Source organism: Pseudoalteromonas sp. McH1-42, assembly GCF_022347845.1.
GTDB classification, from domain to species: domain Bacteria; phylum Pseudomonadota; class Gammaproteobacteria; order Enterobacterales; family Alteromonadaceae; genus Pseudoalteromonas; species Pseudoalteromonas rubra_D.
On the sequence record NZ_JAKRFU010000018.1, the window covers coordinates 13,303 to 26,590 of the forward strand.

At 44.0% G+C, this 13,288-nt stretch carries 10 protein-coding genes and 1 pseudogene; 3 read left to right on the top strand and 8 right to left on the bottom strand.

The features are described 5' to 3' along the window. Nucleotides 1-92 precede the first annotated feature (92 nt). Nucleotides 93-1,280: an NAD(P)/FAD-dependent oxidoreductase gene (locus MHN31_RS16090; protein ID WP_239444763.1), complete on the top strand. Its 1,188-nt coding sequence runs from the start codon at nt 93-95 to the stop codon at nt 1,278-1,280. 179 nt (nt 1,281-1,459) lie between these two features. Here the strand turns inward: MHN31_RS16090 and MHN31_RS16095 are convergent, their stop codons facing one another. The 7 genes and pseudogenes from MHN31_RS16095 to MHN31_RS16125 form a co-directional block, all read right to left on the bottom strand. Continuing rightward, complete coding sequence (locus MHN31_RS16095; RefSeq protein WP_239444764.1) at nt 1,460-3,004, bottom strand: N-6 DNA methylase; 1,545 nt, start codon at nt 3,002-3,004, stop codon at nt 1,460-1,462. Beyond that, nucleotides 3,001-4,083: a PDDEXK nuclease domain-containing protein gene (locus tag MHN31_RS16100; protein ID WP_239444765.1), complete on the bottom strand. Its 1,083-nt coding sequence runs from the start codon at nt 4,081-4,083 to the stop codon at nt 3,001-3,003. The genes MHN31_RS16095 and MHN31_RS16100 overlap by 4 nt, the downstream gene beginning before the upstream one ends. Next, the gene (locus MHN31_RS16105) at nt 4,083-4,865 is read right to left on the bottom strand and encodes an HNH endonuclease (RefSeq protein ID WP_239444766.1); all 783 of its coding nucleotides are present in this window, start codon (nt 4,863-4,865) and stop codon (nt 4,083-4,085) included. Before MHN31_RS16105 ends, MHN31_RS16100 begins: the two co-directional genes overlap by 1 nt. Beyond that, nucleotides 4,852-6,615, bottom strand: a complete 1,764-nt coding sequence (locus MHN31_RS16110; RefSeq protein ID WP_239444767.1) for an AAA family ATPase — start codon at nt 6,613-6,615, stop codon at nt 4,852-4,854. Before MHN31_RS16110 ends, MHN31_RS16105 begins: the two co-directional genes overlap by 14 nt. Next, nucleotides 6,615-8,348, bottom strand: a complete 1,734-nt coding sequence (locus tag MHN31_RS16115) for a restriction endonuclease subunit S (RefSeq protein ID WP_239444768.1) — start codon at nt 8,346-8,348, stop codon at nt 6,615-6,617. The genes MHN31_RS16110 and MHN31_RS16115 overlap by 1 nt, the downstream gene beginning before the upstream one ends. A 60-nt stretch (nt 8,349-8,408) precedes the next feature. Next, nucleotides 8,409-8,579 carry a type I restriction-modification enzyme R subunit C-terminal domain-containing protein gene (locus MHN31_RS16120; protein WP_239444831.1) on the bottom strand — a complete coding sequence of 57 codons (171 nt, stop codon included), beginning with the start codon at nt 8,577-8,579 and terminating at the stop codon, nt 8,409-8,411. Nucleotides 8,580-8,832: 253 nt separating this feature from the next. Next, nucleotides 8,833-9,066 (bottom strand): annotated as a pseudogene (locus tag MHN31_RS16125) (ISAs1 family transposase); the annotation flags it as partial. A 317-nt stretch (nt 9,067-9,383) separates the two neighbouring features. On the opposite strand from MHN31_RS16125, the gene MHN31_RS16130 reads away from it, so the two are divergent. Continuing rightward, the gene (locus tag MHN31_RS16130; protein WP_239444769.1) at nt 9,384-10,502 is read left to right on the top strand and encodes a hypothetical protein; all 1,119 of its coding nucleotides are present in this window, start codon (nt 9,384-9,386) and stop codon (nt 10,500-10,502) included. A 152-nt stretch (nt 10,503-10,654) separates the two neighbouring features. On the opposite strand, the gene MHN31_RS16135 is transcribed toward MHN31_RS16130, so the two are convergent. Continuing rightward, on the bottom strand, nt 10,655-11,041 hold the full coding sequence (locus MHN31_RS16135; protein ID WP_239444770.1) for a MerR family transcriptional regulator: 387 nt from the start codon (nt 11,039-11,041) through the stop codon (nt 10,655-10,657). A 76-nt stretch (nt 11,042-11,117) separates the two neighbouring features. On the opposite strand from MHN31_RS16135, the gene MHN31_RS16140 reads away from it, so the two are divergent. Beyond that, nucleotides 11,118-13,223, top strand: a complete 2,106-nt coding sequence (locus MHN31_RS16140; protein ID WP_239444771.1) for a TonB-dependent receptor — start codon at nt 11,118-11,120, stop codon at nt 13,221-13,223. Nucleotides 13,224-13,288: the final 65 nt, after the last annotated feature.

Below are 13,288 nucleotides of genomic sequence, written 5' to 3' on the forward strand. Positions count from 1 at the left end.
TGTGCCTTTGTTTGCTAAATAACCGCATTACTCCACCTCTTGGGTATAAGTTGATACAATACCTGCATAACTTTTTCAGGACACAATATACAATGTTGAACTTTGATGTGGTGATCATCGGCGCGGGCGCGGCTGGCCTGATGTGCGCGGCACAAGCTGGGTATCGGGGCCGCAGTGTGGCGGTGGTTGATATGGGCAAAAAAGCCGGTCGAAAAATACTCATTAGCGGCGGTGGTCGTTGCAATTTTACTAATGAGGGTGCCACACCACAGAACTATTTATGCGCCAATCCCCATTTTGTGAAATCCTGCCTGAGCCGCTACACCCAGCATGATTTCATCGAGCTGGTGGACAGACACGGCCTGGCCTATCACCATAAAACGCTCGGTCAGCTTTTTTGTGATAACAGTGCTCAGGACATAGTCGATATTTTGTTAACAGAGTGCGACTGGGCCGGGGTTGAAGTATTCCTGCGCAATGAGGTGATCAAGGTCGAACGCACTGACACGGGTGGATATATTGTAACGACCTCTGAGCAAGCATTTAGCTGTCAGTCTCTGGTGGTCGCTGCTGGCGGTCTGACTATGCCTAAACTTGGTGCCACGCCGATTGGTTACAAAATTGCTGAGCAGTTTGGCCTTAAGGTTCTGCCGACCATGGCGGCACTGGTACCGTTTACTCTGCATGACCATGACAAAGCCCGTTTTGATGGGCTGGCAGGCGTCAGCCTCCCTTGCACTGCGCAAAGTGAAGATGGTACCAGTTTCAAAGAAAACCTACTGTTTACCCATCGAGGCCTGTCCGGCCCGGCGATTTTGCAAATCTCCTCGTTCTGGCGTGCCGGGCAGGGCGTGATTGTAAACCTGCTACCAGAGGTTGATATGCAGGCACAATTGCACGACTGGCGTCAGGAGCAAGGCAGTAAGTCTCTGAAAAACTTACTTAGTACCGTACTGCCTAAGCGTTTTGTCGAGGTCTTGATCAGCGAGCAAACCGTCCCGGATAAAAATGCCAACCAGCTCAGCCACAGCGAAATCGACACATTAGCTCACGCTCTGCACCACTGGCACATCAAACCCAACGGCACAGAAGGCTATCGCACCGCCGAAGTCACCCTAGGCGGCGTCGACACTGATGAGCTCAGCTCTAAAACCTTTGAAGCCAAAAAAGCCCCGGGCCTGTACTTTATCGGCGAAGTCACCGACGTCACCGGCTGGCTCGGCGGCTACAACTTCCAGTACGCCTGGAGCTGCGGCTGGGCGTGTGGGCAGGCTTGTTAGATTGGGTGGAGTTACATGGCCTGGTACTCTTCAAATGCTCCGTTATGTTTACTGGGTTTAGTTAAGTATCGAGGAAGAAAATTAGAATTACTGGCAGACTTTGAGCGATTTGCAACACCACTTGCTATTAACTTCATATTTTTCACCCATAAATAAGCCGCAAATTTGCGGCTTATTAACTATTCCACAGTACTATCAGGCAACCCGGCTGCTACATCTTTAAATGCGGCTAAGGCAGCTTCTAAATGGTCGATGATTTCTTGCTGTAAAACATCAGGCGGTGGCAAGTTATCAAGGTTATCTAAGCTGTCATCTTTTAGCCAGAATATATCCAAGCTCGCTTTGTCTCGATTAATTAGCTCATCATAACTGAAGTATTTGAACCTCTCAGTTTCTTCACGTTCATGACGGTTTTCAGGGTTGTAACACTTAATGAAGTCTTTCAAGTCATTCAGTGTCATTGGTCGTTGTTTTAACGTGAAATGTTTATTGGTTCTTAGATCGTAAAACCAAATACCTTTGGTATGAACTTTTTCATCACGGGCGGCATTATCAAAAAACACAACATTCGCTTTCACACCATTAGCGTAAAAGATACCTGTCGGTAATCTTAAAATGGTATGTACATCGCAGTTATTTAACCATTTTCTACGAATACGCTCACCTGCGCCACCTTCAAACAATACGTTATCAGGTAATACAACAGCGGCTTTACCTGTGTCTTTTAAGCTTGAAACAATATGCTGTAAAAAGTTCAACTGTTTGTTGGTAGTGGTTGCCCAAAAATCTTGGCGCTCATAAGTTAGTGCATCTTTATCTTCACCGCCTTCAGCATTGGTTATGGTTACGCTGCTCTTCTTTCCGAAGGGGGGATTGGCGAGAACATAATCTACCTTATTTTCACCTGTTATTGGTGTTAATAATGCATCTGCTCTTTCAACTTCAGGTTGCCCATCAATGCTACCAATATTGTGTAAAAATAAGTTCATCAAACACATGCGTCTTGTTGAAGGGACAATCTCATTACCTCTAAATGTTTTGTCTCTTAACGATTGTGCTTGTGCCTTATTTAACTTCGACTTTGGAACAATGGTTTCATCATGCTTCGATGGATTCCAGTGATTCATTTCTTTTTGAATCCACTGAGGATCGCCATAGGCAATCCAATCACTAGCACTTAAAAAGAAGCCACCTGTACCACAAGCTGGATCTGCAATGGTTTTCTCTGGTTCAGGCTGAACACACGCTAATATGGCATCAATCAATGGTCTAGGCGTAAAGTATTGACCTGCACCGCTTTTTGTATCTTCCGCATTTTTTTGCAGAAGCCCTTCATATAAGTCACCTTTGGCATCGGCATCTAAGCTTATCCAATTTTCGTTATCAATCATGGTAACAATACGAGATAGCTTTGCAGGGTCAGGGATTTTATTTTCGGCTTTATAGAAGATAGCGCCTAACATGCCGCCAGCTTTTGCGAGGTTTTTTAAAACCTTTCGGTATTGCTCTTCAAGTTTTTCACCTGTTAACCCACTTAGAGATTCCCAGTTATACTCTGTCGGAACCTTAGTATCTCTGTCGTAAGGCGACTGCGCATACTCATGTGCCATTTTTAAAAATAGCAGATAGGTTAACTGCTCTAAGTAGTCGCCATAACCTACACCATCATCACGCAATGTATGACAGTAATTCCAAACTTTTTGTACTAATGCGGGGGCATTCATTTGTTTCTATCCAAACCTGATTGACTGCTCTCAGGATCACTACCGTCTAAAAGGGTAGGATTATACCGATTTTTGGCAGAATTAATTGCATCTTGCAAGCGCTGATGCAATATTTCTCGTTTTGGCAATACCGCTAAGTATTCAGCTACGTGAATGCCTGCTTCATCCATTTCTAGCAATTCTATTTGTTCTTGATTTTTTTGTGCGCATAAAATAATCCCGAGAGGAGCTTGCTCATCCGCTTGGCGCTCATGTTTATCTAACCAGCGAAGGTAAAGCTCCATTTGCCCCTTGTAGTGAGGTTTGAACTTGCCCAGCTTTAAATCAATCGCCACTAAGCGTTTGAGTTGGCGGTTATAAAACAATAAATCGATATAAAAATCATCACCATCAAGCTGAATGCGTTTTTGCCGAGCAATAAACGAAAAGCCAGCACCTAGCTCAAGCAAAAACTGCTCAAGTTCGCGCAAAATGGCATCTTCTAAATCTTTTTCTAGATAATGATCATTTAGTCCTAAAAAATCTAACACGTACGGGTCTTTAAGCAGCAAAGGGGCTGAAACTGATTGCTGTGTTGCTAATTTTTGCAACTCCAACTTTATCAGCTCTTGAGGTTTTTTAGACAATGCCGTGCGTTCAAATAACATACTGTTAATTCGATCATCTAAGGTACGCACACTCCAACCTTCTAGCGCACACATTTGAGCGTAAAACTCACGGTGGAGAGGATCTTTTAAATGAATTAATTGCTTGAAATGTGTCCAGCTTAATTTTGCACGCAGTGCGTGCACAATCTGCTGCTCAGGGAATGTTTCGTAAAACTGCACCATATATTGCAAATTACGCTTGCCCCAGCCTTTGCCTAAATTATGGGTAAGTTGCTCGGATAAATTTGCAATCACCTGCTTACCGTACTCTGCACGCTCACCCTTTAATACTGCTTGATGAATGCGTTGACCAATTTGCCAATACAACATAGTTAATGATGCATTAACAGCAACCGCCGCTTGCTGCTTTGCTTGTGTGATTAAAGAGTGGATATCAGCAAACAGTTCAGGATCAATAGTGAGTTTTGACATTAGGCGCACTCCAGCAAAACTTCTATCCAGTACCTATCTTGATAACCTTTAACCATTTTCTTCGCAAAGACTGAAAAGGGGGCATCGGCTGCAATAACTTTGGCAATGTTACTAACATAGCCTTTAAATGCTTTTTCAATTTTGGGATCTCCCTGATCATTTGGATCATAAATAGCATCAGCACTTTCTACCCAATCGCGAATATCTAAGGCTAATTGTCGTCTAGACTCTACCAAATCAGGATGATCTAAATGGTAGTATTTAATGGAGTCTATCGCTCGCCGATTACGATTTATTTGGTGTGGGAATTTTGCTCTCGGTAAGCCATCCTCAGTAAAATCAAGTAAGCCAACATCAGCAGGTTCACAGGGGTCAATTAATATGTAATCTTCCGTATTACGCTGTGCTCTATTATTCGCTTTACTCCCAGACAATAGGGGAAAATGATCACCTTTACCTTCACTTTCACCTGTTTTAGGGTTTTTTCTAATGCTATTGCAAAAAGTACAAGCGAAGCGAAAGTTCTCATAGTCAAGTGCAAACCAAGGATAGAGACTTTTGGGTCGAAAATGATCGACTGCGTTGTCCGATCTATCCTCTCTAGATTCACAATACCAACATTTATTTTGAGACAAATCCTTTAGTTGAGGCTTCAACTCTGACCACATTGCCGAAGCTGTTTTAGCGTCGATAATGCCATTATCAATGTCAGCTTGTTTGCTTAGTGCGCGAGCACGCCAATCAGGAGAAGGATTCAGTTTACGTAAATCAATTCTTCTCATCTTGACCTCCACCTTCTTGTTTCAGTTTCGCAAGCACTTCTAAGATTAACTTTTTACTCGCCACACGTTTTTTATCTGATGGCAGTTGATCGATTTTTTGCTTGCTGTTAGCACTGGCATCAAATTCATAGCGAGCACGCAGGTACTCTTCAAATACTCTATCGCGGTGTGAGAATCTAAAACCGAGATTATCCAGTTTTGCGTTTATAGCGTGCAGTTCGACCTTTTCATCTGATGATAAAGTGCCATCTTTAGCTGTTATTTGCCTTTTTTTCTCCAGCAAATCCTCTGTGTAGCTATCAAGCGATGTTGCTAATCCAAACATATCACTGGTGATAATACCCGCATAGCCCATGCCTCTGGGGTCAAAGTTAGGTTTATGTGACGCTATGGTGCGGGTCTCATCGTCGCGGTTTAATATTTGTACTTGATCACGGGTTAATTCAGCAATCGCAATTGGGTTATGTGTAGTGAGAACTATATGACTATTATTTTCACCTTCAGAACCAGAGGACACGAATTTATTCAGGTAATCAATGTAGTCAACACTCCACTTAGGGTTTAAGTGAGTGTCTGGTTCATCAAGTAAAAATAAACTTTCTTCTTCAGTAGTAAACCTTAATAGACCTAACACCGTTAGCAATTGTTGCTCGCCTTCACTTAACTCTCTGAACGTAACGCTGCCATCATTCTTTTTAAGCTTAACTCTAATACGAACTTCGCTAATTAACTCTGAAACGTAGGTACTTTCAAGATCACGGAAAAACTCTCTTGGCTCTTGCTCTCCAACCAGTTCATCGAGCTTGTAAATATCTTTGATAAACATATAAAGATATTCCCGCTCTTTTTTATTCCATAACGTTGCTTCATCTTTGCGCTTAATTTTTATAGGTGCAGTAGAAACCTCATGGACACGATCTAAAAAATCACGCACAACACCTTCTGCTCCCCAAAAGATATCGGGTTTTTCTTTGCAAGCGCCATATTTACCTTTTGGATCTTTACTTTTATTTAAGTTCCATGAAGGCTCATTTAGCTCTAGCAGCACAGAATCAATACTTTCCGCATTTTCATCCGTTTCTAGACCTAATTGGGTGTCTAGAAAATGCCTAACTAAGTCATCTTGTCTTAATACAAAGGCAAGTAACACAAATTGGCTATGTACAGGTAACGCATAAAATAAACGCCTTAAACCCGGATCTTCAGATTTTGCATTGCGAAGCTTTTTATCATATTGCTGAAGGTACGGTCTAAAAACTGACTGCATCCTATCGCTATGGCCTGAGTAGTAACCAAAAACATATTTTGGCAAGAAGTCGTCTTGCTGCTTTTTGAACTTACTAAATGCAATTTCAGCTAGCTCTTTCTTTCCTTTCAGCTCGCTCAATAAATCTGCTTGAGATGACTCCTCTGACTTATTTTCACCTAAATCTCTGTAACTGATTTTATAGGCCTCTTTAACACGATCAGGGTCAGCATCTATCTCGATCTCTTTTTCATGGCAAAAATAACGAAGGACGTAAGAAAACGTTGGTTTATCTTTTTCTCCTCTCTCATTTTTACCCATAATAAGGTCACGAAATAAAACAGCTAATGCCTCAAGTACGTTTGACTTACCTGTGCCATTCCAGCCAATGACTAAGGTGATCCACTCTTGTTCTTCAAAGTCGATGGTGACATTTTTAAGGTTTTTAAATCGCTGGCGCTCACCTTCGCGATCTGATCCGATTGTAAATGAGGCTAGGCGCATTAGTCTTCCTTAATGTCTTGCGTAGTTAATTTTAATTGGTCGAAGTCACCTTGGCGCTGAATTTTGATTCTGCCTGTTTTTTCTAGTTTGCGCAGTTCGGTATAAATTTCTTCGATACGATCGGTTGAAGTGCCGTCAACAATGCCACATTTTTGAAAGGCATTTTGGGCATCAATCCAGTCATTTTCAGCGGTTAACACTTCGAGTAAGGTATCCATCAGCTCAACTCTTTTTCTAGGTTTACTCTGTTTTCGAGGTTTTGATATTTTTGCTAAAGCTACACGTTCTTGCTTAATTTTCTCAAGCAATACTGAAGCGGGTTCGTCATCAGGGTTTTGTGACACTAGTTGGCCAGAAAATGCTGACTTTAAGATGTTTTTACGCTGGGCTTCGGATTGGTTTAAACCAAGTTTTATAGATGCTTGCTGCCATTTAATGCTTTCTAGCTCATTATTAAGATTTTCTACAATAGTTAATTGCTCTTTAATAGGGGGAAGTGGAATAACTTCTTTAGAAAGAATTTCTAGGTTTATATTTTTTTGTGCAGTAGCTGGGGCTTCATCATTGAGCTTACTTTTTAAAACCCTAAAGTAGTATTCAACATACTCAACTGGCATCTCAGCTATGACGCAATTAAACCCAACGATACTATCTGGAAAGCATGCTTCTATATCTAATATCGCTGTTTCGCCAATGTTTGCAGCAATAGTTATACACATAGTTCCTTTTGACCAAAGTTTACTTTGGGCTAATCCATCTTCACTGTATGTTTTATCTGTTTCTCGAATATATTGCTCAGCCGCCCTTATTTCGCCAGTTTGAACAAAAGGATATTTTCCGCCATACAAGTGTGCAGCGTTTCTAGGCCTATGTTTTGATCTGCCTCGATCAAGCCAGCCTATTTGCGAAATACTTGCCCAAACCCAACCTTCAGGTAGTTCAGGTAAATCAGTTGTATCCGGCTGGACTGGCTCAGGATATTTGTCTTGCCAGTTTTTAGGTGGATTTTTGCCTTTCTTTTTAAACTCTTCGAGTTTATTCTGTTCCCAGCGTTGCTTCCGTTCAATTAGGATACGATTTAAAAGTTCTTTGCCTGTTTCTTCAATTTTATCTTTATTGTCATCTCGCCATTTTTTGGTAAGCGCACCTTCAATTGCATTTTTGAGTAAGGACTGGCGATAGTGTTTGAGTTTAATTTGCGCTGCTTCAAGCTCTTTAACTCCAGCATCTAACTCAGAAAATAGCTCATCAATTTTATCAGTAATTCTATTTTGCTCATTAAATGGACATAATGTGAAAGGCATTTTTGTTAAAGCTGTTTTTGTTAGCTTGAGGCGAGTGGAGCCCGAGACATGCTCTTGATAGTCAACATAATTCATTTGATGAAGGATAAATTTATTTGAAACATACCCCTGTAATCCACGCAAAATATGTGCATGGTTGTTCACCCAGAACTTACCTTTAACTAAATATGCTTTATTTTTAATGGGATCTAGAAAAGGAGCTGCGTCCTCACCCACTAATACTGACTCTTCATTAGATAAAAAGTCATCAATCCACCCCACTTGTCCAGTAGCACCGTAGTATGGAAATAATTCATTTAATGCTTTATTCTCAATGCGACTATTCCGCTCTGAGTTGTTAATAGGTTTTCTCTCATTGTCGTGAATTTCAACAACTTCACCTAATTCACATTTTATCCAATTTTTAGGTAGTTCAGTATTTTCGCTCACGCAATTAATTCCTGATTCATTTCAGCCATTAGGCTATCTAATTCGTTTTTAGTTTCGGTGTTAAGCAAGCCCCAAGCTTTTTTGTAAGCCACCGCGATCGGAAAGAGGGCTACAGTCAAAGTCATCGCGTTCAATGGAGCAACTTGCTGCAATATGGTCTTTTTTCAACCTTAGCCACGTGGTTTGTTCTTCGGTAAATGCTGTTTTTCTTTGGGCATTATGGCGGAAGATCCATTTTTTAAATTTAGCGTCTAAGCGTCTACTTGCTCAGCAAAAGGCTTATGCTCTGCCTCTAAACCGATAGCATATTTTACTAGCGAGATTGTATCGGCTAGTAAATCGCCCCGAGTTCATCAGAGACTAGTTGGCTTAGGTCAGGCTACTTTACCCGACTCACTTAAATTATCATAGAAGTTAGCTTAATATTGAGCTGGTGAAATATAGCCAATTGAAGAAGGGTGAGAGCATACTTCGTTAACGAGCATTAATCAAAGATAAGCTCTGCCCTGAATTCATCGTCAAAACTGGCCCGAACGCGCTTGCCACGTATCGAATCTTTAAGGCCTGTGTACTGTTTTACCAGATTGCGAACGACCCGTCTGAACAGTGCCATGTTTTCCGCCGAAATCGGCTCACTGATCTGGCAAGCATCTTCCTTAAACACGACATCCAATACCCAATGCTGCTGGTTTTCTATGTGCCAATGATGGCGGATGGAAGTATGTGAATAATGTAGCTGAAGGCTTTGTAGAAGCTCTTGGTGTGTTTCAGTCTTATACGCATTTAAACTGCTATTTTCAGGCTCATTTGTTACTTCCTCTTCTGCTGCCTGTTTTGCTGTATCTGTTTGCTCCGGTTTCCATGTACGTGATCATGTTGCTTGTTTGTGCCTGAGGTGCCTTTGTTTGCATTTGGCATATTCGAAGAGTTGTCTTGTGGTTTGATTTTATTCATCAGTCTTTTCCTGTTAGTTTTATTGGTTCATGGCTATTGTGGTTCAGAACAACCAACGGAAAAGGGACATTTGACTGAAATATGTTTGGAAATGCGATTAACCATGGGCTGCTGTTCAATCACTTGCCCGAATTGATTCTTCATGCATCTAAAGATATTGACTCTTATGAAGATTTATTCGTTAGACTTTCAAGAGTAATAAAAGAAGATCAGAACATCACTTGCGATCACCAGGTTTTTCGGAAGGCGAGAGCAGGCACACTAAATTATGAGGAGTTTGAGAGCTACTTAAATGTTCGTGCCTTTGACATAGACATTAATGAAATCACTCCAGCCGAATTAAGAAATCAGGGCGCTTGGTGCTTTTTGAAAGGTGCAATTGCAGGAAGCAGGGCGCAATTGGAAAAAGAAGAAGACTACAGCTTTCATTCTTACTGGGATTTCCTGAGTGCTCATTGTGATTTGGAGCATGACATTATCAAAAAGCTTCGGGAAACTAAGGAAACAAGAGTGGCCCATCGCTTTATCAGTCAATGGCTATTAATTGACAAACCTAACCTAATAAGTCCAACGCCCGAAGAGTCATCTGTGTACTTGATTAGAATGGTGATGTACTGGGCCGCTTTGTTTGAATTGTATGAAGAGATTGATTATGGCGCACCAGATTTCTCTATATTGGAAAAGGTAATTCCGCAAGCCACAGGGAAGAAATCGAGCGGAGGTCTGAGTCTTTCTAGTGAGTGCATGCTGGAGGCATTTAAAGCCCGCAGGGGCAAAGATAATGTCAAGCGTAAAGTGAAGTGGGTAGATTTATATCGTGATATCGTTCGTAAGCGGCTTAAGGATCCTGATATTGATGGGCCGTCTGTTAAGGCAGGTTCAGCAGTGTTAGTGGACCCTGATACATGTGCAATAAAAAAGCGCTTTGAGCGTTGGCGAAAAGGTAAGCAGCTTTTTTCGATGGAGGATGTCAGGAAGGACCTATTAATTTTACGCTATCGCTATGCTGAAACCGAAAAGCACCCCTTTATCCGCCCATTTTTGTTTGTTAACTTGTTCACCCTTACTCAGGTTGAGCTTAAAAATCATGGTGTAGCGGCAGATACAATCGTTGAAGAATTTAGTCACTACCAGAGTTATAAACAGTTGGTCAAAAAGCGGTTTGCCTATTTTCAACAAACCCATCAGCTCAAATACTGATTGCCTCATTCCGTTATGTATAGCCGGTATTTTCAGGTATGCGATTCAGATTTGAGTAATTACTCTGAAAACTGGGTAAGTTAAACCTAAAAGACACAGTATTACTATTGTGAAATGCTTTACGGCAAGTCTTGGTTTTATTTTTCAACCTCTTACCGCGCCTTCAACTTATGTAAAATAGTGCACTGGTCTACCTGCTCGGCGCTGCAGGAGGCGAGGGTTTGCAGGGACTGTTCAAGCAGTGCCAGTTCGCGCTGGGTGCGTTGTACCTGGGCGAGTTGCTCGGCGATGATTTTATCGACCACGGCGCAGGAGGCGTTGGGATCGGCCTGTACTTCGACCAGGCGTTTGATGTCGTCCAGCGGGATGTTGAGCTCGCGGCAGCGGCGGATAAAGATCAGGGTGTCTACGTCAGCCGTTTGGTAGTGGCGGTAGCCGTTGCTGGCGCGTTGTGGTGCGCTGATTAAACCAACTTGTTCATAATAGCGGATGGTTTTCGCATTTATCTGGGATTTCGTCGCAAGTTCGCTGATTTTCATATTGACCTTCCAGTCGCTGTAACCTTTAGCATCGGCAGTATCATTTATTCCTGTCCTGAGGGTCAAGTAAATAGTTATGTCTGATACGTTTCGTTCTGCCGGTTTGGTTTTGTCATTAAGTTGTTTATCTCTGGGGATGTCGGTGAGTGTGGCGGCACCGCTGAGTCCGCTGGCTACTGCTGTGAGTGCTGCGCTGGTTGCGCCAGGGCCTGAGCACCATGAACATGAGTCCCATGCTGAAGAACAGCATGAAGACGAGGGCCAGGATGCGCACGCTGACGGTGAGCATCACGATGAACACGGCCATGGTCATGAGATGGAAAAAATCGTCATCCAGGCAACGCGCTCTGGCCGGATTGCTGATGAGCAGCCGGTGCGGGTGGAGCTGATCAATCGCGAAGAAATCGAAGAAAAGGCGGCGATGCGCCCGGGTAATATCTCCATGCTGGTGGCAGAAACCGGTGGGGTTCGGATGCAGACTACCTCGCCTGCATTGGGCAGTGCCAATATTCGATTGCAGGGTTTGTATGGTCGTTACACTCAGCTGCTGGCTGATGGTCTGCCGCTGTATGGTAATCAGGCTGCGTCGATTGGCCTGTTACAAATTCCGCCAACAGATCTGGGCCGGGTTGAGATCATCAAAGGCTCGGCGTCGTCCTTATATGGTGGCTCGGCGCTGGGTGGGGTGATCAACCTTATTTCCCGCAAGCCGGGCGACGAGTTCAAGGGCGAGGTGCTGCTGAACCTGACTACACGCGATGGTCAGGATCTGACGTCTTACATCGAAACCCCGCTGACTGATGACCTGAAAGGCTCACTGACACTGGGCGCACACCATCAGAAATCCGAAGACATAGACAACGATGGCTGGTTCGATTTGGCCGGGTATGAGCGCTACACTGCACGGCCGCGTTTGTTCTGGGAAGGCGAGCAGGGTGAAACTCTGTATGTTACGGCCGGAGCCATGACCGAGCAGCGCAATGGTGGTACTAAAGCTGGGTTTACCCTGGCAGATGGCAATCCGTATGTACAAACGCAGGAATCAGAACGTCTGGACGGTGGGTTTGTGTATAGCCAGCCGATGTCCGACACGCTTACGCTACATGCGCGCTCATCGGCCATGGTGCAAAACCATGAGCACGGCTTTGGTCTGGTGCTGGAAGAGGACAAGCACGAAAGCTATTTGTTTGAAACCAGTGTCAGTGGGTACAACGACACCACTGACTGGTTACTGGGTGTGGCTTATCAGTCGGATGTGTTTGAGTCTGAGACGTTTCCAACCCTTGATTACAGCTATGAGGTGCCGGGCCTGTTCGCACAGCTGGATCACACGCTGAGCGATACGCTGACCGCCTCAGTGAGTGCGCGGGTGGATGATCACAATGAATATGGTACTCAGTTCAGTCCGCGAGTGACCTTGTTGTATCGTCCGGGTGAGCTGACGGTACGCGGCTCCTATGCGCAGGGCTATTTTGCGCCAACGCCTTTTGTGGAAGACATTGAAGCGGCGGGGTTATCGCGCTTAGCACCCATCGGTGATTTACAAGCAGAGGAAGCCGAAACGGCCTCACTGGATTTCACTTATACCTTTGATTCGGTTGAAACCAGTCTGACCCTGTTTGGCTCAAATGTGGATAACGTCACTGAGCTGGAGGTCGTGCCGACAACAGATGGCACCCAGCCCACTCGGGTGCGCCTGATCAATGCGCTGGGCGAGAGCCAGATCCGTGGTTCAGAAGTACTGCTGCGTTATTACTGGCGCGACGTAAAACTGACTGCCAGTTATTTATATCTGGATGCAACCCAAAGCGTGGATGGCCAGACGCGCACAGAGATTGCCCTGACGCCTAAACACTCGGCCGGATTTGTTGCCATGTGGGAGCAGCACGGTAACTTCCGCGCCGGGTTTGAAGCCTATTACACCGGGCCGCAGCGCCTCAATGCTAACCCGTATGTCACTGAGTCTGATCCATACTGGCATCTAGGCCTGATGGGGGAGATCACCACCGGGCGTTACAGCTGGTTTATCAACTTCGAGAACCTGCTGGATGTAAAGCAAACCGACGAGCATCCATTGTTGTTGCTGCAGCAGGCGGTGAGTGGCCAATGGACAACGGATATCTGGTCGCGCAATGATGGTTTTATTGTGAATGCGGGTGTACGCATTAAGTTTGGCCATTAACCCTCAGGTGCAGCTGTTCGGGGCGGTGTCTCTCACTGATAAACTAAGTGGGCTTTTTAGTAGAT